This window comes from Spiroplasma endosymbiont of Tricholauxania praeusta (assembly GCF_964019535.1).
Classification (GTDB): Bacteria; Bacillota_I; Bacilli_A; order Mycoplasmatales; family VBWQ01; genus Spiroplasma_E; species Spiroplasma_E ixodetis_A.
This window is the reverse complement of the sequence record NZ_OZ026450.1, coordinates 606,111-628,078: the sequence shown is the minus strand read 5'-3', so window position 1 is coordinate 628,078 and position 21,968 is coordinate 606,111. Positions and strand designations below refer to the sequence as shown.

Sequence of the window (21,968 nt, the reverse complement as noted above, 5' to 3'; positions counted from 1 at the left end):
CTATTAATATTCTTTACTTATACTTTTGATATTTTTTTCCTTTTAAATACTATTACTAATTACTTTACCATTGACATTAGAAAATATCTTATTTTCTGACATGTCTAAAATTATATCAATAATCTCGGGCGTTTTAGGTATCTCTGGTCTTTCAAATATCTCAATTTTAGTATTAACAACATCAAAGAAATCATTAATATCAGAAAATGTTTTATTTTCTGATATATCTAATATAATATCAATAATCTCGGGCGTTTTAGGTATCTCTGGTCTTTCAAACATATTAGTTTCAATGTTATTAATACCATTAGATAAATCTTTAACGTTAAATATATCTGCCTTGTGTACTATTTCTTGTTCTTCATTACTTTTAGTTACTGGCATTGGTACGATGTTAGAAAGCATTATCGTATCATCAACTTTTTGCTTTACTATAACTGTCGCATATTTTGTTTTAATATATTTTGAATTTTTGCAAATTTGAGTATCATATCACTCTATAGGACTTTGAGTATGTTCTCTCATTTTTTCTTTATTTTTTTGATATCATCTGTAATAATATTCTCGTTTTCTTGCTTTCACTTCTGACTTTTGATTATATTCTCGTTTTCTTGCTTTCACTTCGGGTCTTTGATAATATTCTCTCATTTTTTCTTTATTTTTTTGGGACCATCTTTGATAAGATTCTCGTTTTCTTGCTTTCACTTCAGGCCTTTGAGCATATTTTTGCTTTTTTGCTTTCACTTCAGGCCTTTGAGAATATTTTAATTTTTTAGTTCCAACCTCAGGTTTTTGATTATGTTTCCGTATTCTTTCTTTGCTTAAATTTTTTTGATTAATTTGAATTATTTTAAAAATTTTTTCTATTTTTTTAATTAGTACTTTCTTATTTTTTTCCATTGTATACATAATATTTTCCTTTCAAAAAATAAAAAAACCTATTTACTTTAAAAAATAAAGCAATCGGTTAAAAACTTATATTTAGATTAAAACATATAATTTTTATTAGAATGATAATACATTAATATTTCTAAAAATAAAAAACAATTTTCTTATAATTAATTTTGTTTTTTTAGTAGTGTTTTTTTTCTTTCTTAACTTCCTTTTTCTTTAATTTTTTATGTTTTTTCTTTTTCTTATTTCTTCTGAATCAATTTCAAAATGAACGCTTTTTCTTTACCGTTTTAATAATAGTAGGCTCAAATATTTTATTAGTATCACCAATTGAAAAATCATTACAAACAGAATTAATATTTTCATTAGAACTAATAAATAATAGTTCATCATTTAACATTAATATTTCATTTCTACTAGGAATAATAACTTTACCGTGACGTTTAATTGCAACTAAGTTAATTTTATAATTGCTAGGAATTTTTAAAGTTTCTAGTTTTTTATTTGTAAACTTAGTATTTTTAACAATTACATTAGCTATTGAGTACTTTTCATCAACTGTAGTTAAATCTATTCCTAATTTTCAAATAGCACGATATGCAGCTTTCTTACCGGCTTCTGTTTCAGATAAAATAATATTAGTAATACCAATTGCTTCTAAAATTAGTTGGTGAGTACTATCAACAGCTTTAGCAATAAGATTAAGTGATGATAATGTATTGTGTTCACGATGAATTGCTAAAACATGAACAGCAGTAACAATTGAAGCTGCTAAATCAGAACCAATAGCAATAATAATATTTTGTACTTTATGAATTCCAGCATCATTTAATGCATCACGATTAGTCGAATCTAAAATTAAAGTTTCAGAAGCTATTGATGAAACTAATTGACAACGGTCTTCTCTTTTATCAATAGCTAATGTAACTTTACCTAATTCTTCTAAAGTTTTAACAACTGAAATTCCGAATTTACCTAAACCAATGACACAAAAATCATTTTCTGATGAAGACATCTATATCCTTCTTCCTTAAATAATATTTACTTAAATATGTTATATTATACTAAATTATAAACTAATTCTTAAAATATTGGTATTTTACATTTAAAACTAATATTTAATAGAAATGACTATAGTATAGTATAATAATAAAAGAAAATGTTATTTTAGGAGTTTTTGATGCTATCTAAGGTTAATTATCGTAGTGTAAAAAATATTTTTAAAATTATTTTTGTTGGTAAAACCCGTCCCCGACAAATGTTTAATTTATATTTTTTCACTTTATTAGTTGGAACAATACTTTTAATGACACCAATTGCCACAACAAAAGGACAATGAAACTTTTTGCCTGCCCTTTTTACTGCTAGTAGTGCGTTTTCTGACACTGGTTTAACAGTAAAAAGTACTGCTAATGATTTTACTTTCTTTGGTCAATTTATTATTTTAATTTTAATTAAATTTGGTGGTATTGGTTTAATTACAGTTAAACTAGCAATATTATCCTTATTTGTATTTAATCGACATACCAGTTTAAGAGAAAGATTACTAATGCAAGGTGAACGTGGTTCTAATAAATTAGGAACGACTATTGATGTATTAAAAATTGGTATTATTGTTATGACAATTACTGAATTTTTAGGAGCAATTGTTTTATTTTTATATTTTTATTTTGTGCCTATCTCAGGAATAGAATATCGTCTAAACAATAATACAGGTTACTATAATCACATACTATTAGCATTATGATCGGGAATTTTCCACTCAATTTCTGCTGTTAATAATGCTGGATTTGATATAGTTGGTATAACTTCATTAGAACCTTTTCAGAGTGATTATTTTGTGCAGTGAATTTTTATTATTGAATTTGTAATTGGTGGTATTGGTTTTCCTGTTTATTATGATTTATATCATTGAATTAAAAGTAAAACTCATGGTAAAAAATTTAGATTTAGTTTATTCACTAAACTAACATTAATAACATATTTTTTAGTTGCGATATTGGGTGTTAGTAGTGTTATGTTTATTGAATATTTTTCACGTAATGTCATAACTCCGTCAAGGCAAGAGCCCATTTTTAAAAATTTATCAACATCTGATGCAATTATGGCTGTTTTTTTTAATACAATGTCAACAAGAAATGCTGGATACTATACAGTTGACTTAAATAAATTTCACCTTGCCTCACAAATGATCCAATCATTAATGATGTGAATTGGTTCTTCACCAGCAAGTACTGCCGGAGGAATTAGAACGACAACTTTAGCAATTATTCTTTTAACAATTTTTAATATTGCACGTGGCCGTAATGATGTTTTTGTATTGAAGCGTAAAATTCCTAATCAAACTGTTCGTATGTCATTTATAGTCGGTACACTTGGTTTTATTTTAGTTTTTGTATCAGTAATGATTATCACAATTGAAAATGTTTTTTTAACAGATAATTCTAATATGACCTTTGCACAAGTAATTTTTGATGTTTCAAGTGCTTTTGGAACAACAGGACTTTCATTATTTGATAATTCCAAATTAGGTATTTTTAGTCAACTTAGTTTAATTTTTGTCATGTTTGTGGGACAATTAGGAGTATCAACTACTGTTCTTGCTTGAAGTGATCGTAAATCAAAACCAACGATAAGTAGAGTTGAAGAAAACGTATTAATTGGATAAATTAAGAAACGGTGAACACATATGATAAAAATTTTAGATGGTAAAATAATTGCCCAGCAAATTAAAGCAAAAATTAAATCACAAGTAATAACTATTACTAATCGTAAACCTAAACTAGCAGTAATAATTATTGGTGAAGATTTAGCATCACAAATGTACGTACGAACTAAAATTAAAGCATGTCAAGAATGTGGTATTGATGGACAAGTATTTTCACTAACAACAACAGTAACACAAAAAGAAATAATTAATAAAATTGAACAATTAAATAGTGACAATAATATTGATGGAATTTTAGTACAATTACCACTACCAAAACATTTAGATACATTAGCAATTATTAATAGCATTACTATTAATAAAGATGTTGATGGTTTAACAAATATTAATGCCGGAAGATTATTACAAGGTGATAAAAAAGCAATGTTGCCTTGTACAGTAAAAGGTATTTTAAAATTACTAAATCACTATCAAATTCCCATTTCTAAACAAAATATTACTATCATTAACGATAGTAATATTGTTGGTAAACCATTGGCTTTATCATTAACTAATATGGGAGCAACTGTTAGCATTGTTCATAAATTAACCAAAGACTTAACTATTTATACTAAAGAAGCTGATATCATTTGTAGTGCTACTGGTGTCTATAATATTATTAATAGTAGTCAAGTTAAACGTGATGTTGTTATTATTGATGTAGCAATTAATTATCAAGGTAAAGAAAAAAAAGTTGTTGGTGATATTAATTTTGAAATAATGAAAAATACCGCTTCAGCAATTACTCCTGTGCCTGGTGGTGTTGGACCAATGACTATTGCCATGTTATTAGAAAATTTAATGATTTGCTATCAATTAAATAATAAATATAATTAAATTGGAAAATTAAATGTTAAAGAAAAATTGGATTAAAAAAAGATTAAATAATATTGAAAAAAATAATTTAGAATTATTAAAATTTAAGTTTTTAAAAGAAACTATTTCAACAAATAGTGTTTATTTTGATAGTCCTTTACATTTTTTAAAACCTGAAAATTATTCAGATTATCAAATACATAATGAAAATAATACTATTATTTTTAAAATAGAAGTTAATATACAAAAATTATATGATGATTGAATAAAAAGAATGAATAATTTTGCTTGAGATTATATTTTAAGTAAAAAATATATAAATATTAACACTGAATATAATTTAAAAACTAATGATTTTATTAATAAACTTAATCAAAACTTATTTCTTTTAAAAAATAATTTAATATCAAAAAATAATATTTATGTTGTAAGAGTTTGAACTTAAAAAATAGAAAAAAATAATTTCAATATTTCTTCCTTTGAAAAAGATTGAGAAGAATTTAACGATGTTGGATATTGATGAACAGATAAAGACACTTTAAATAAAGAAGTTTCTTTAAATAAAAAATTACGTTTTACTTTTAGAAATTCATCAGACTCTTTAATAAAAGAACTATTATTTAAAGGAAACCATGAAATTACAATAAAATATGTTGAAACTGAAACTGAAATTACTACTAAAGGTTATGAATATAAAAATTCTAATTGATGAAAAAGAAATTGATCATCATTTATTTCAATATTTATTTCAATTTTAGCACTTTTATTTACAATCATATTTAACTTTTTAAATTAATATAAATCATTAAAGCACTAAATCAAAAATAAATCATATTGTATGTAAAAATTATAAAATTTGTTATAAAAATAATTAGAAACTAAATTATAAGTTTTAACTCATTGCTTTTATTTTAAAAGTAAATGAGTTTTTTTACATTTAAAAAGGAGTACAAAAATATGAAATATTTTAATCCAAATTATTGATTTAAATTATGATTATTAATCACGCCACTTTTTAATAATCAACTTCAAAATATTAATGCTAAAACAATTTATAATAAAGAAAAAATTAAAGATTGAAAACCTAAAAATATATCTATTGCAGATTGTACACAATCTAATGATCAAGATATTACTTGTATTCATGAAGCAGGACATACAACAATGATTTTAGATTCTAAATTTAAAAATAAATTTCAAAAGTTAGAATATATTAGTTCAGATTCCCAATACCTTGGAAGAACAATATCTGATCAGTTTATATCTTTAAATCAAATTAAAAATATAAGTGATAATGACTTATATACCTTATTACGAATTGATTTAGCTGGATTTGCTGCTGAATCTATGTTTTTTGATAGTAACCCTTTAAAATATATTATCGGACAAGCAAGAATTATGGATTCAAGTGACTTACAACACTATCATAATATTTATCAAGAAGAGTTTGAATCAAGAAAATTAAAACCCTACAATGAAAATTCTTTAATTTTTATAGGTAAACAATTAAATGAAACAAGAAAAATAATAAATAATAAGCTAGAATTTGAAAAAATTCTCAAAACATGTTGTCTAATAAACTACGTTAATAAAAAACACGCTGATTATATTTTAAAACATAAAGAAATACCTATTCCGCTATTTAAAGAAGAAGAAATTGAAAAACTTACAAAAATACAAATACAAACACTCACAACACAACAAATTAAAAATTTTTGATCATATCAAATTCAAACATTTTCAACAAACCAAATACAAGCATTTACCAAAGAACAAATACCTGCATTTACAAAAATACAAATACAAGCACTTACAGAACATCAAATAAAAGCACTAACACAACAACAAATACAAATATTTACAATAGAACAAATACAAGCACTAACAAGTAAGCAAATACAAACACTCACTGAAGAACAAATACAAACACTTACAAGTGAGAAAATACAAGCATTTACTGAAGAACAAATACCATTTTTTATAAAAGAACAAATACAAATATTTACAATAGAACAAATACAAGCACTCACAAACCAACAAATTAGTTGATTTACAATAGAACAAATACCACATTTCACAAAAACACAAATACTATTTTTTACAAATTTACAAATTACTTGACTTACAACTGAACAAATACAAACACTCACAAACTGACAAATTACTTGTTTTACAAAAAAGCAAATGCAAATATTTTTACCATGACAAATACAAGCACTTACAAACGAACAAATTCGAGCATTTACCAAAGAACAAATACAAGCACTTACTGAAGGACAAATACAAGCACTCACACAAGAACAAATTCGAGCATTTACAACTAATCAAATTCAAACATTAATAAAAGAACAAATAACAGCACTTACAGAAAAACAAATAGCAGCTTTTATCAAAGAACAAATTACTTGATTTACTGAAAAACAAATTCAAAATTTTTGACCACAACAAATGCTAATATTTACCAAAGAACAAATACAAGCACTCACAAACCAACAAATTAAAGAATTATCAGCAGAACAAATACAAGCACTCACTCAAAAGAAAATTGAAAACCTTAAAAATAATAAAAATAATTGTGATAAAGAAAATAAAGGAATTGAATTTTATCAAAATTTAATAAATGATAAAAATAATGAAATATTAAAAATTCACGAAAGAATTAATCTATTAAAAAACACTAAGAATTGTAATCAAGAAAATAATAATTGTTGCAAAGAAATCAAAGAAAAACTAGCACAATTGGTTGATATAGAAGATGAAAAAATGAAAAAAATTGATCAAATTTTTCAATGACAAAAAAATGAAAATGAAAAAGAAATTTGAAAAGAAATTGATCAACTAGCAAAAACAATTGATGAACTAAAAAAACAAAAAGAAAACATTATTCCTGAAGAAATTAAAGAAAAAATATCAAAAATTGAAAATATAAATAATGAAATTCTTGATAATAATCACCAAATTTGTCTATTAGAAAAAGAACTAAACCAAGATCCAAATAATGAAAGTATAAAAAATTTTATTAAAAATCTAATAGAAATAAATGATAAACTTGCTGATGACAAAAATACAATTATTAATAAAAACAATGAAAACGAAAAAATTATTACACAATTAAAAGAAATTGAAAAAAAACTAGCACATGAATTAAAAACAAAACAAGAACTTGAACAACAACTAGATAATTGCAAAAACATTAGAAAAAAATTAGAAAATCAACTTAAAGAATGTAAAGTAAAAAGAGAAGAACTTGAACAACAATTAAAAAACGCAAATGAACAATTAAAAACAAAAGATCAAAAAATTATACAATTAGAAAAAGAGTTAGAAACAATTAAAAAAAATAAAAACGATGAGCCATGTGATAGTAATCAAACTACAAATGTTATAGTATCAATTCCAGAAATCAAAAATGGGATTTATTCAATCACAGAAGATAATAATGGTAATGTTTATTGTGTTGGAAAAAGTAATATGGTATTTAAAGTGAAAAAAAATAAAAAAGTAGAAACAATCGGCAAAATAGATTCTGATGGTTTTACCATTAAACATGATGGTTCTGATAATATTTTTATTGGTACTACTAATGGAACAATTTATAAATATAATACAAAAGAAGAAGAATTTACTAAAATAAAACAATTTAATGAAATTATTAATGTAATTGAAGTTGATAATGATCATAATATTTATGTTGGAACCTGAAATAGAAGCACTGGAAAAGATTTACCAGGAATTGGTAGAGTTTATAAGTTAGAAATTGAAAATAATGATTTTTCTGAAATAAAAGGAACATCAGGTGCGGTATGATCATTAGCAATAGATGAAAGCAATAATATTTATGCAGGAACAACACAAGGACTATTCAAAATAAATCAAGAAAATTTTTTTATTAAATGTCCAGAAAAGATTCCATATCAAAACCCTAATGTTCATACAATACGCGCAATACTAATAGATAAAGAAGAAAATATTTGAATTGGAACAAGAGAAGGACAACACCTAGGTAATATTTATAGATGTAAAAAAGGAGAAAAACAATTTATTAGAATTAATGAAAAAAGTAAAGGAGAAGTTTTTACATTAGCTATTGATAGCAAACAAAATATTTATGCGGGAACGTGAAATAATGCAGGAATTGGATATTTCCTTCAATACTATCCTAAAGTTAATTACTTTGGAACTTTAGCAAATATACCTACTAATTTAGGTTCTATTGAAAATATTTTTATTAATAAAAATGATGATATTTTTATTGGAACAAGACTTGGACCTGATAATGGCAGAGAAGGACGATTATATAAAATGAAAAAATTTTGTATATAAGTACAAACAAAAAAAACAGATTCAAAGTATAAAATAAAAAACACCCTTGAAAGTGTTTTTTATTTAAATTATGCAACTAATTTCTTTTCAGAAGTTGTATTTGATGATGCCAATGGTTCATCTTTATTCACTTTATTTGCGTCAAAAGAACTAACTTCTTCATCTAAATCAATACCAGAATCATCAAAACTTACATTTCTTAGTTTTTTTTCTAACATTGCATTTTCTCTTATTAAAATGCTAATGTTTTCTTTAAAAAAATCAATTTCTTGTTCCTTGGCTCTTAGCATATTATCTAAAGTTGTAAACTTACTAACATTTTTTTCATTACGTTCATTCTGAACTTTTTTATATTCATTATTTTTAAAATCTAATTCTTTAATTCTCTCTTCATTTTTTTCTAAAATTTGTTCCAATTCTTTAATCTTAGCCTTATTTTTATCTATTTTTTGTTTTATTTTTTCATATTTTTTGTTCATATCTTGCAAAGTTTTTTCCTTACTTTGTAACTCTTTTTTTAATTGTTTAGTTTCATTTCTTAATACTTCATTTTCTGTTCGTAATTTTTTTTCTTTATCAATCATTTTTGCAAGTTCTTGAATATGATTTTTTATCTTATCTCGTTCTGTTGATAATTGCACAACTTTTTTAAAGTTAATTTCAAAATTATTCATTAATTTTTTAGTAATTTTTCTCTTGTAAAAACCAAATGTTAAAATGTTTAATCATTTTCTACTTTTTCTTGCATTTTCTAATGCTTTACGTTCAATTACTAAAGTATCAATGTCTTTTTCTAATTTTGATAAATTATCAATACAACTTTTAAATTCATTATTGAATGAATTTCTAACAAAAATTGAATATTCTAATTTTTCAAGTTCCTCTAATTTACTTGTAAATTGCTTATATAATTCTCTATTAGCACTATTTATATTTTCAAAACTAAATAATGATAATAATAAAGAAATTATAAATACTATTTCTTTATGTTCCTTCTTTTCGCCAATTTCTAAAGGAGTATCACCATTTTTATTTTTAATATCTATACTAGTATTAATACCACTTGCTTTAATGAGTAGTTTTACCATTTCAATATCTTGTTTTATAACTGCCAAATGTAAAGGGGTATTACCATCTATATCTTCAATATCTAATTTTGCACCAAGTGAAATCAGTTTTTTAACACTTCTTATTTGTCCTTTTCAAACGGCGATATGTAATAATGTTTCTTTATTTTGATTTTGCATATCTAAGGGAACACCTTTATTAATTAAATAATCAAAATCCCTATCATATCTAATAATATCATTATTAGGATTACTTTGTGAGTTTTTTTCATTTTTTAAAAATTCATTTTTAAGTGCCATTTTATATTTCTCCTAACAAAAAAACTCATTTACCTTAAAATTAAAGTAATGAGTTAAATTAAAACTTATATTAAATAAATATTTTTGTTAATACTAACATATTTTAAAAATTTTGCAATGTATAATTTATTATTTGTCATTATTTAGTGATAATTTCCTATTAGTTATCGAGTAAAAATTTCCCAAAAGTGAAGTTAAATATACTTGGTGATAAAAATGGAAAGAAGCATGACTATGAAAGAAAAATATAAGTACAAAATTATAAATGATATTATTATTAATAAATTATCTAAACATCAAGCCAAGAATAAACTTAATCTAACTATTAGAAGAATTAACCAATTAATTCAAATTTTTAATAGAGAAGGTAAAGTTGGTTTTATTCATAAATCTCGCAATACAATTTCTAATAAGGCAACAAATTTTGAAATCAAAATTAAGATTATCAACTTGTATAAAACAAAATATTATAATTTTAATTTTCAACATTTTCATGAAAAATTAATGAATGAAGAAAAAATTAAAATTTCATATAGCACACTTTATACTATATTAATCAAAGAAAAAATTACTTCACCAAAAAGACATAAAAATAAAAAAAATAACTTACATCCAACAAGAAATCGAAGAACAAATTTTGGTGAATTAATTCAAATGGATGCAAGTAATCATCATTGATTTGGTAACGATAAACCAAAATCATTTTTACATGCTGCAATTGATGATGCTACAGGAAATATTGTTGGACTATGATTTGATCATCAAGAAACATTAGATGGTTATTATAATGTTTTTTATCAAATTTTAACTAATTATGGCATACCAAAAACATTTTATACTGATAATAGAACAGTTTTTGGATATAAGAAAAAAATTGATTCAGGTAAAATAAACACAGAAAATGACACTTATACTCAATTCCAAAAATGCTGTAATGATTTGGGTGTTGAAATAATTAGAACTTCAATTCCACAAGCTAAAGGTAGAATTGAACGTTTATTTGGAACACTTCAAAGTCGATTAATTAGTGAATTACGACTTAATAAAATTAAAACATTAGATGAAGCTAATCAATTTCTCAAAATGTACATAAACGTTTTTAATAAACAGTTTGCCTTTCCTATTGATGATAATAAATCTGCTATGGTTAAAGCTCCTACACAAGAAGAAATAAATATTTATCTTTCAAGATTTTCTAAAAGAAAAACAGATAGTGGTTCAACTATAACATATTATGGTAAAAAATATTTTCCTTATAAAAATAACAAAGTTCAATACATACAATCTCGAATTGATGTAATTGTACTTAAATCGTTTATTAATGAATTATATCTTAGTTACAATAATCAAATATATGAACTAAAAGAAATAGCACTAAAACCAATTATTAAAGACAACTTGATAAAAACTAAAAAAGTTTATATACCCAATAAAAATCATCCTTGAAGATATGGATATCAATAATTCCTAATTAAAGTTATATAAGATTTACATTTTTTGAATACTAAACCATATAAATTTTTAAAATGTTTGTATATGAGCAAATTTGGTGCTTTAAAATTGATTTTAAAGATATAAAGAGATTACAAATTCAATATCTTCCTCTTTTACATTTTTTTGTGATTTTCTACTAGAACTTTGACTTTTGCTTGTTGAAGCTTCACTGTTTACTTTTGATTTGTCTTTTTGAAATCCAAGAGCATTAGTAACTCTTTTTTTATTTTTTTCTAGTATTTTATAAAATACTAGAAAAAAAGAACTTTCATTGTTAATTGAAAAAATTTAGGCAAAAAAAGCACGATTATTATATCCACTAGTTGAAGGTTGATTTGTCAACTCCATTGAATTTATTTATTCTTTTTCAAGTTCTTTTAATAAGTTTTTTTTATTGTTATTTATTTTACAATTATAAATACAATAACCAATAATAATTGATGTTGTAATTAATCCATAACCAATAAAACCTGTTGTTGGTCAAAAATAATCTGACTCATAAAAATTAGTTAAATAATTTTTAATATTTGTTCATATATCTTTTTTTGTTTCAAAAAGTTCAGTACTAGTATTATTAGCATTATTAGTTTGATTATTGAAATTTGTCATTTCAGTTGTTGTTATTTTATTGAATATTTTTGATACAGGAGTTGAGATTACCGATGGTAAAGTAGTTATGTTATTAATAATTACCGATAGCATACTATCATTTCATGAATTGGTCTCCATATAAACTATCCTTTCAAAATAAAAACCTATTTGTTTAAAAATAAAACAATGGGTTAAAAACTAAATATAGTTTTTAACAATATTATAATTAATAAATTTTTAAATATTAAATATTTCTATATTATAAAAAATAGAAACTAAAATTTTCAGGATTATTTAAAATTTGTGTATTTTACTGAAATAGTTTAAATTTCCCAAAATAATTTAGTTTTTTTGATAAGTATTTTGGGAAATTTTCACTCGATATTGACATAATTGAATTTTAGCTTTTCCTTCGGCTTTAGCATCTTTTATTAACTGTTGAATTTTTGTTTTATAAGTAGTTGCATCATCAAATAAATGGTCAATATCAATTGGATTGGTTGTTTTATTTTTTTCTTTAACTAAAAAATTGTTATTAACAATAATTTCAGCACGGTAAAATGAGGTTGAATTATGTTCATCAGTTTGATGATAAAGTTTTTTATAAGCATCCTCATGACTTTCTATACCCTTAGCAGCAATCTCATTATAATTTTTAACAATTGACATTTGTTCATTAGTGTCAATAATTCTTTTCTCACTTGTTTTATTATTAGTTTCTGGTCTCATTGCATTTCTTTGTGCAATTACTAATGGTGCTGCATCAGCATAGTTTCCAGGATTAATTTCTCTACCACGATAATCAATGTAAGTACCCATTGGTAAAAATGCTAATGCTGTTTTACCATCCTGTAAAGCTTGTCCAGCTGCTTGATAATCGGTTGTTGTTGTTGTAATCTTAACACTTCGATTAAATTCTGGGTCTAATTCTTTAATTTTATTTTTCAATAAACCTTCTAATGGTTTTACAATATTCATTACTTTAATTGCATCTTTTGAAGGTACAAAAGCAATTTTTAATGAATCATCTGGTGAACATGCGATTAATGGCAAAGCAGCACTACTTGTTAAAGCAAATGTTGCAATGGTAGAAATCAGTTTTTTCATGAAAAATAATTTCCTCCTTGAAATTAAAATAAAATACTACTTTTTTTCACAAAATAGAATTACACGAACATTATAGCATAGAACTTTTAAATAATTTTAAAAACTTTTTTCCTTATCTTATAACTAAAAAGAAAAAATACTATTTTTGAAAAATTATAATATTATTGTAATACTTTTTAAATAATGATAAGAGGCATTAATTTACTATTTATTGTACCTTGTTGACAACTATCACTTATATTTATCTTCTTAACATTTAATCATTCTTGAGTATCTAAAGCATCATAAAATTCTTCCTCTTCATCAATCTGTTGTTCTATAAGAGTATTTTCAACATAATATCTTCTTCTTGAACTTTCAGCAATAATAGTTTCTGCTTCAGCAATACGTTGATTTGCTTTTAACATCTCTTTTCTATTTTTTGCTTGTAACTCATTTAATTTTTCTAATAATGGTCGAGTTTCATTATTATTTTTTTCATTTATTAAATGGTTTAAACATCCTAGACTAATAATTTTAAAAATCATATTTTTAAAATTTATTTTTTTTATTTTTTTAATATAAAAAAATTCTGTTTTTTCTTCTTCGTTGATGTTTTCTGTTGAATTTTTTAAAAGTTTCATTTCAATTGTAGAATCTTTATTATCTTTTCTATTTTGTTCTAAACATTGCTTTGGAATGGCAACCCTTTTTAGGACTGTTTTTTGGTAGACACTTGTTTTTGATAATTAACTGGAGTTAGGTAGTTTAAGGTGCTGTGAATTCTTATGTTGTTGTATCAATTGATATAATCAAATAATTCTAATTTTAATTTGATTAATGATGTAAAATTTTTATCATTAATAAATTCAGTTTTGAAAGTTTTAAAAGTTGCTTCAGCAACAGCATTGTCATAAGGACAGCCTTTTTTGCTTAAAGATCGAGTTATGTTGAATGCTAATAAAAGTTTATCAATAGTTTTATTATTAAATTCGTTACCGCGATCGCTATGAAATATTTCAATATCTTTTAAACAGCGATTTGAGTGCATAAATGCTTGATATACTAATGATGCATCTTTTTTAGTACCTACACTATGTCCAATAATTTCGCGGTTAAATAGGTCTATTAATAAGCAAATATAGTTTCACTTACCATTAACTTGAACATAAGTTAAATCACTAACAATAACTTCATTTTTAATTTTATTATTAAAGTTTCTATTAACAAGATTGGTAATTTGACTATCATTGACTTTATTATGATGATTTTTGAATGATAATTTAGTGTATTTTGATATTAAATTATGCTTATTCATAATTTGTTTAATTTTTCTGCGTGATAAATAAATTTCTTGGTTTGCTAGTATGACTTTTAATCTTCTAGTACCATAAACTTCTTTATTTTCTTTAAAAGCACTAATAACAGCTTCATCATAAATATTATTTTGATTTTTATTTTTTTTCTTTAAATTAAAATAATATGTTGATTTAGAGAGTTTTAAAAAACGACACATTGTGCGAATTTTATATTTAGATTTATTATTTGCAATAATTTCTATTTTCTGCCTATTATTAGTGCTGCTTGCTTTAAAATATCATTTTCCATTCGTAATTGTTTTAATTCTTTATTTGCTTGAATTAATTGTTTTTCTAAATCAGAAAGATTATCTTTGGTTTTAAAACTGCCTGAATTAGTAAATTGCTTAATTCATTTATAAGTAGCCGCTCTTGTAACGTTATATTCTTTAACAAGACAAGATACTGACTTGCCACTTTGATATAAAGCTACTATTTGTTTTTTAAATTCATCTGAATATGAGTTAATATTGGCCATAATTATTTTCCTTTCTTTTAACTAATTTGTGAACTTGTCTACGTAATTAGTGTCCAATAAAGTGTAACCCATCCACTTAGTTGTTCTAAATACTAATTGACATTCTCTATCCATAATTATTCTCCTTTTTAAAAAATAAAACTCATTTACTTTGTATAAAAGTAGTGAGTTGAAAACTTATCTAAGTTTAAATTAATTATAATTAATAATTTAATTACTATTAAAATAGTGCTAAAATCATACTTATCTTTACAATTAATGAAAAAAATATTAATAATTACATTAAATCTTGTAATTTTGTTATATTAAATTAAAAAATAAGAAGTATTATTTCAAATACTTCTTATTTTTAACTAAATACTTATTTTATATATTTGAGAAATTAGGATTAGTTCTGCTTGTTGATCGTTGCTAAAATATTAAACGTTAATATTCTTCGTAAATTAAATATATTTTCACATATTTATTAATTAAAATTTATACTAATATCAAATTTTAATTATTAACTCATTGTATTAGTCAGTGTTACATTATTTAAAGAAATATCATAACCAGGGCCAACACTATAGTGAATACAAATAGCCGCTATACAATCAAGTCTACAATAAATATAATTATCATCATGTCATAAATATAATGCTGTGTTTGTTCAACCGTCATCAGAAAAAGCACCTGCTTGTGCATAAATTTTATAATAATCAGAAGAATTAAATGAATTTACTACATCATCAATACTATTTAATGAAACAGCTTTATCTTTAATATCACCTATATTAGCATTTAAATTATTATTTGTATCTCAGTTGCCTGTGATACCATTTTTAGCTTTTAAATAAGAATTTGAATCAAATGATAATTTAGAATATACTGATTTAAATTGTTCTCAACTATTAGTATACTGTTTTCAGTTTATTAATTTTATTGGATCACTTCAACACGCATCATAACCTCATCAATCATCACCAAAATTATTACTATCATGTCAATTAACATTGCTTTCAATATTATCATTATTTCACTTATTATAATATACTTCAACTAACTTATCATTATTAAAAATATAATCTAATGAATAATTTTTATATAAATTACTTGTACCATCACACATTGGAGTTTGATTAATAAAATTATATAAATTATTATTATTGATAATTAAATTAATAATATTATTTACTATTCCATATGTTTTGTTTAAACTACTATGTTCCATAAAATAACTTGCTAATGAATCAGCAATTTTTTCATCAATTCCTCCTGTTTGTCGCACTGCTTTAGCAATATAATATAATCCCAATGTTTCACTTAAATTATCACTATGTTCAACTTTGTGACCACCGGCTTGTTGTGAAATATCAATATGATTTTCAATTCCACCTTCTTGAAAAAACATTCACTTATTACTATTAAAACCAGTAAAATAATTTGTTGAATATTGACTATTACTATAAAAATTATCATTATTATTTATTGTTACTTGACAATTAGTTATCATTTCTTGTTTAGTATTATTAACATCAACTTTATCTTTTTCTGGTATTATAATATCTTTTTTATAAATTAATTCACCTTTATTATCAACAGTAAATAATGTTCGTGCTAATGTCTTACCATCACTTAATGGATAATCAGCATGACTAGTATCATAACTATAATACTTATTGTCTATTATTGATTGATTAGTAATTCAATCATTATTATTTAAATAACCATATTGATTATTAAATAATGATTTATTTTGATTTATTGGAATGACAGGTAGTATTTTCTTTTTACTAGCACTATTGTTTTTTTGATCCACTATCATCATACTATTAAACATTGTATTACTTGCTATTGTTAATGTTGTTACTGTACTTAGAGTTAATAAAAACTGTTTCATTTACAATACCTTCTTTTACTTTTTACCATTTTTAAAATCTAATTAAATTTAATAATAAATAATTACTTTGAAAAAAAATATTTATTTAATTCATAATATTATTAAATGTTATATTATTTAATTTAACATCAGAATATGAAGTTGAACCTAAAAAAGTAGCTGTCATTATATGTCATTTTCAATAAATATTATTATTATCACGTCAAAGTTCTAAATAAATATCAATAGCAGTTCCTACACCTCCTGGGTAATTTGGATCATATGGTGGTCACGTACTAATATTGACTTGAAAAATTGAATTATCAATATCTTTTTGTTGATTAGTTTTTATATTTGTTGTTGCGACTTGAGAATTTAAAGATTTATAGTCTTCTTTACCACTTCCCGTTGAAACTTTTAAATATGAATTAGCATCAAAATTAAAAGTTGGATATTTATTAGTAAAAGTATTTCAATCACTTGCATAGTCAGTTCATTTTACTATTGTATATGTATTAGAATAATCACTATAATTTGAACTAAATCAATTATATGAATCATTTCATTTATAATTTAAGTTATTTTCTATATTTGATTTATCAAATTCAGTATAATAAACTTCAATTAAATTATTATCTTTATCAAAAATATAATTAATTGAATAATTTTTATCATTTACATTCATTGGTGCACTATATATAAAATTAAAAATATTATTATTGTTACTAATTAAATTAATAATAATATTAATTAAATTATCATTAATTTGTCCTTTTAAACTACTTTGCGTCATAAAATATTGACCTATTTTATTAGCAATAGCATTATCAATTAAATTATTTTTTGCTGCTTTTGCAATATAATATAAACCTAATGCTTCACTTAAACTATTGCTATGTTCAACTTTATCAGCACCTGCTTGTTGGGAAATATCAATATGTTTATTAACACCACCAAATTGAATATATTGTCAATCAGTATTATCACCACTAAAATCGGTAGATGAATACTGACTATTACTATAAGAATTGTAATTTGCTTTAACTGTAGTTATTTTTTTATGACTAATCATTTCTTGCATCGTATTTTCAATATTTAATTTTTGATCAGCAGGAATAATAACATCAGGATTATAAATTAAAGTTCCTTCATTATTTACTAAAAAAACATCTCTTGCATTAGAAAAAGTATAACTTTTTAAAGCTGATGTGTCATAACTATAAAACTTATGATCAGTTATTGATTGATTAGTTATTATATCACTATCATTTAAATAGCCATATTGATTATTAAATAATGAAGTTACAGAATCACTTATTGATGATTTATTTGCTAATAATTTATTAATGGTAGTACTAGTATCATCAATAGTATTAATAATACTACTACTTGTTAAAGTTAATGTTGTTAATGTACTTAAAATGATTAGTAATTGTTTCATATTAGTTTTTCCTTTTTTTAACTTACTAACTGGTAATTAAAATTAAAATTAAAATCAGGGAATGTTAAAGTAGCACGATCACTAATAGTTTTGCCAGCAAATCTTTCTGATAAATCAAGAGTATAAAGTGTATTATCTTTAGTTGGTTGTGTTTCGCTATCAGTAAATACTAGTTTTACATTATTTAACTCTCAACCCGATTTTGTTGTTACTGCAACATCGGTTTCTAGAAAAATACTTTTTGTTTGAGTAATTAAATCTCAGAAATTATTTACCTTACCACCTTTAATATCTTTACTAATATCAACTGACATACCACTTGGTTTTGTGTCACCATCTAATAAATAATTCATAGTGAACTGTCCAGTAAATGCATTCTCAACTGGACGATAAGAATTGTTATTAATTGTATTTAATAAACTATCTTTATTAGTAATTCAATTACCTAATAAATTATCTTGTTCATAAAAATGTTGACCTTCTTGTAAAATATTTGCATCTTGACCATCTTTTAATCAAATACCTTTTAATGCAAAATCTTTTGGTGAAGAATAATTACCAGTAATATTATTTTTATTATGACCATGAACAATTGCCTTAATGCTATCTAAACTTTTTGTTAATTTATGATCATTAGGACTAGCAGTTATTTTTATTTCAATATTTTTACCTAACTTATTATTAAAGATATTATCACCAACTTTTAAATTTGTTGATATTGTATAATCACTATCTTCAATATTAAGATCTGAATAATTTTTTTGGAAATAATTTTGACAAATTGTTTGAACACCTTTAATAATTTGATCATTAATAAATTTAAGATTATCTTCTGATAAACTAACATCAGCATTAATATAGTTACCATTTTTATCTTTTTGATTATCTAAAGTAATTTGAAAGTTTTTATTATCTTTATCATTATTATATTGTGCTTCAATTTCATTAGTTAATTCTTTCATACTACTTAAATCAGCAATATCATTTTTAACATTTATAGTGCAATCATCTTTTTTTCCTGTAAAGTTTCAAGGATTATTATCTAAAGATGTAATTGAAAATTGAACAGGAACACTTTTAGTAAAGTTTTGTGATTCTGAACCATTTTGAAATTCAATTTTGTAATAACTAGGTTTAATTTCTTTTTTGGGTACATTTAATGCTTTACTTAAAGTTGTTGCAAATTGATCTTGAATTGTTGGAATTAATCATTTATCTTTTATTGAATCAATAGTAGCATTTTCAGGATTAGTAATATTAATAATTTTATCAGGAAAGTTAACTGGTAAACTAGCAATATTAATTGCAACTTGATTTATAATATTAATATTAATTTCGATATTAACGTTAGTATTTTTAATACCAAAAATTGATGCTTGATCATTAGTTGTTAAATTTAAAACATAACTTTTAGACTCATTAAAGTTCTTTGGCAAAATAAAAGAAGTATTAGTTATCGGCTTTTTATCCTTACCAACAGTAAAGTTAACTGCTGGATTATAATTAGCATTTAAGAAAAAATTAATTGGTAATAAATTTGAATTATCATTATCAATATCACTTTCAATTTTAGGATCAGTTTTTTGTAAACTATTATCAATACTACTTAAAACATTTGTAAAATCAATATTACCATTATCAGCAGCATTTTCAATAACATTAAAATTAACAATATTTGTTGATTTACTAAAATAAGCAATAGTAGAATCTAAACTAATAGGTTCAGAGTTACGATGATGTTTTTGATAATAATCATCTCATAATTTATTATTAGAATTAGGATTAAATTCAGAATTATTGAAAGCAGCAGTAGTATGTAAGAGTAATATTGTAGTAACTGTTGTAGAACCAAATGCTAATAAATACAACGAAAATAATAAGATTCTTTTCTTCTTATTTTTTTTAACATTAATTGTATATATTGAATTAGATCCTGTTTTTATTTTTTTATGTTTATCCTGATTAATCATATCTTTACTCGGGCTATTACTATTTATTTTATATTTCATTTTAACAATCCTTTCCTAGCATTATTTTTTAAATAATCTAAAGTGAAAAATATAGCTTAACGCTTTAACTTGCTATTTTTAACTAAAATATTAAAATAGGAAAAAATATTAAAATAGTTTAAACCTTAGTTTTAATAAAATAAAACTAAGGTTTAAAGTAAACCAATTAAATTTAGTTTTTATATTTTAATATTAATAATTTTAATAATTATATAAACTTTGCTATACACCTATTAAAATTATAAGGAAAGAAATACTCTGTCCTTAAAAATAATATTACACTTATTATAAAAAAAGACAATATTCTTTTTAAAAATGTCATTATTTAGTGATAATTTCCTATTAGTTATCGAGTAAAAATTTCCCAAAAGTGAAGTTAAATATACTTGGTGATAAAAATGGAAAGAAGCATGACTATGAAAGAAAAATATAAGTACAAAATTATAAATGATATTATTATTAATAAATTATCTAAACATCAAGCCAAGAATAAACTTAATCTAACTATTAGAAGAATTAACCAATTAATTCAAATTTTTAATAGAGAAGGTAAAGTTGGTTTTATTCATAAATCTCGCAATAAAATTTCTAATAAGGCAACAAATTTTGAAATCAAAATTAAGATTATCAACTTGTATAAAACAAAATATTATAATTTTAATTTTCAACATTTTCATGAGAAATTAATGAATGAAGAAAAAATTAAAATTTCATATAGCACACTTTATACTATATTAATCAAAGAAAAAATTACTTCACCAAAAAGACATAAAAATAAAAAAAATAACTTACATCCAACAAGAAATCGAAGAACAAATTTTGGTGAATTAATTCAAATGGATGCAAGTAATCATCATTGATTTGGTAACGATAAACCAAAATCATTTTTACATGCTGCAATTGATGATGCTACAGGAAATATTGTTGGACTATGATTTGATCATCAAGAAACATTAGATGGTTATTATAATGTTTTTTATCAAATTTTAACTAATTATGGCATACCAAAAACATTTTATACTGATAATAGAACAGTTTTTGGATATAAGAAAAAAATTGATTCAGGTAAAATAAACACAGAAAATGACACTTATACTCAATTCCAAAAATGCTGTAATGATTTGGGTGTTGAAATAATTAGAACTTCAATTCCACAAGCTAAAGGTAGAATTGAACGTTTATTTGGAACACTTCAAAGTCGATTAATTAGTGAATTACGACTTAATAAAATTAAAACATTAGATGAAGCTAATCAATTTCTCAAAATGTACATAAACGTTTTTAATAAACAGTTTGCCTTTCCTATTGATGATAATAAATCTGCTATGGTTAAAGCTCCTACACAAGAAGAAATAAATATTTATCTTTCAAGATTTTCTAAAAGAAAAACAGATAGTGGTTCAACTATAACATATTATGGTAAAAAATATTTTCCTTATAAAAATAACAAAGTTCAATACATACAATCTCGAATTGATGTAATTGTACTTAAATCGTTTATTAATGAATTATATCTTAGTTACAATAATCAAATATATGAACTAAA

At 23.2% G+C, this 21,968-nt stretch carries 15 protein-coding genes; 5 read left to right on the top strand and 10 right to left on the bottom strand.

The window, feature by feature from the left end; translation table 4 throughout:
- Window positions 1–42: 42 nt before the first annotated feature.
- Complete coding sequence (locus tag AACK96_RS03450) at window positions 43–909, bottom strand: hypothetical protein (RefSeq protein ID WP_338975035.1); 867 nt, start codon at window positions 907–909, stop codon at window positions 43–45.
- Window positions 910–1,072: 163 nt separating this feature from the next.
- Window positions 1,073–1,909: a TrkA family potassium uptake protein gene (locus AACK96_RS03445; RefSeq protein ID WP_338975034.1), complete on the bottom strand. Its 837-nt coding sequence runs from the start codon at window positions 1,907–1,909 to the stop codon at window positions 1,073–1,075.
- 165 nt (window positions 1,910–2,074) lie between these two features.
- Here AACK96_RS03445 and AACK96_RS03440 point away from each other — a divergent pair, with 165 nt between their 5' ends.
- The 4 genes from AACK96_RS03440 (at window position 2,075) to AACK96_RS03425 (ending at window position 8,740) form a co-directional block, all read left to right on the top strand.
- On the top strand, window positions 2,075–3,562 hold the full coding sequence (locus tag AACK96_RS03440; protein WP_338975033.1) for a TrkH family potassium uptake protein: 1,488 nt from the start codon (window positions 2,075–2,077) through the stop codon (window positions 3,560–3,562).
- Between the two features lie 21 nt (window positions 3,563–3,583).
- The gene (locus AACK96_RS03435) at window positions 3,584–4,438 is read left to right on the top strand and encodes a bifunctional 5,10-methylenetetrahydrofolate dehydrogenase/5,10-methenyltetrahydrofolate cyclohydrolase (protein ID WP_338975032.1); all 855 of its coding nucleotides are present in this window, start codon (window positions 3,584–3,586) and stop codon (window positions 4,436–4,438) included.
- 13 nt (window positions 4,439–4,451) lie between these two features.
- Window positions 4,452–4,862 (top strand): hypothetical protein, encoded by a 411-nt coding sequence (locus AACK96_RS03430; RefSeq protein WP_338975031.1) that lies wholly within the window; start codon window positions 4,452–4,454, stop codon window positions 4,860–4,862.
- 512 nt (window positions 4,863–5,374) lie between these two features.
- A complete protein-coding gene (locus AACK96_RS03425; protein ID WP_338975030.1) occupies window positions 5,375–8,740 on the top strand; it encodes a hypothetical protein in 3,366 nt (1,121 codons plus the stop codon).
- A gap of 68 nt (window positions 8,741–8,808) precedes the next feature.
- Here the strand turns inward: AACK96_RS03425 and AACK96_RS03420 are convergent, their stop codons facing one another.
- Window positions 8,809–10,107: an ankyrin repeat domain-containing protein gene (locus AACK96_RS03420; protein ID WP_338975029.1), complete on the bottom strand. Its 1,299-nt coding sequence runs from the start codon at window positions 10,105–10,107 to the stop codon at window positions 8,809–8,811.
- A gap of 216 nt (window positions 10,108–10,323) precedes the next feature.
- Between AACK96_RS03420 and AACK96_RS03415 the strand changes: the two genes are divergently transcribed.
- Window positions 10,324–11,571: an ISNCY family transposase gene (locus tag AACK96_RS03415; protein ID WP_338973446.1), complete on the top strand. Its 1,248-nt coding sequence runs from the start codon at window positions 10,324–10,326 to the stop codon at window positions 11,569–11,571.
- Between the two features lie 387 nt (window positions 11,572–11,958).
- Here the strand turns inward: AACK96_RS03415 and AACK96_RS03410 are convergent, their stop codons facing one another.
- The 7 genes from AACK96_RS03410 to AACK96_RS03380 all read right to left on the bottom strand — a co-directional run bounded on the left by AACK96_RS03410 (window position 11,959) and on the right by AACK96_RS03380 (window position 20,422).
- Entirely contained in the window at window positions 11,959–12,303 is a 345-nt protein-coding gene (locus tag AACK96_RS03410) for a hypothetical protein (protein ID WP_338973702.1), read from the bottom strand.
- Window positions 12,304–12,534: 231 nt separating this feature from the next.
- Complete coding sequence (locus AACK96_RS03405) at window positions 12,535–13,299, bottom strand: hypothetical protein (RefSeq protein WP_338975028.1); 765 nt, start codon at window positions 13,297–13,299, stop codon at window positions 12,535–12,537.
- Window positions 13,300–13,475: 176 nt separating this feature from the next.
- A complete protein-coding gene (locus AACK96_RS03400; RefSeq protein WP_338975027.1) occupies window positions 13,476–13,922 on the bottom strand; it encodes a hypothetical protein in 447 nt (148 codons plus the stop codon).
- 68 nt (window positions 13,923–13,990) lie between these two features.
- Window positions 13,991–15,114, bottom strand: a protein-coding gene (locus AACK96_RS03395; protein ID WP_338973306.1) for an IS3 family transposase whose coding sequence is annotated in 2 segments (ribosomal slippage) — window positions 13,991–14,871 and window positions 14,871–15,114 — 1,125 coding nt in all. Because the reading frame shifts where the segments join, the coding sequence is not laid out codon by codon here.
- 502 nt (window positions 15,115–15,616) lie between these two features.
- Window positions 15,617–16,993, bottom strand: a complete 1,377-nt coding sequence (locus AACK96_RS03390) for a hypothetical protein (protein ID WP_338975026.1) — start codon at window positions 16,991–16,993, stop codon at window positions 15,617–15,619.
- Window positions 16,994–17,078: 85 nt separating this feature from the next.
- Window positions 17,079–18,413, bottom strand: a complete 1,335-nt coding sequence (locus AACK96_RS03385; protein ID WP_338975025.1) for a hypothetical protein — start codon at window positions 18,411–18,413, stop codon at window positions 17,079–17,081.
- A 17-nt stretch (window positions 18,414–18,430) separates the two neighbouring features.
- On the bottom strand, window positions 18,431–20,422 hold the full coding sequence (locus tag AACK96_RS03380) for a hypothetical protein (protein ID WP_338975024.1): 1,992 nt from the start codon (window positions 20,420–20,422) through the stop codon (window positions 18,431–18,433).
- Between the last annotated feature and the right edge of the window lie 1,546 nt (window positions 20,423–21,968).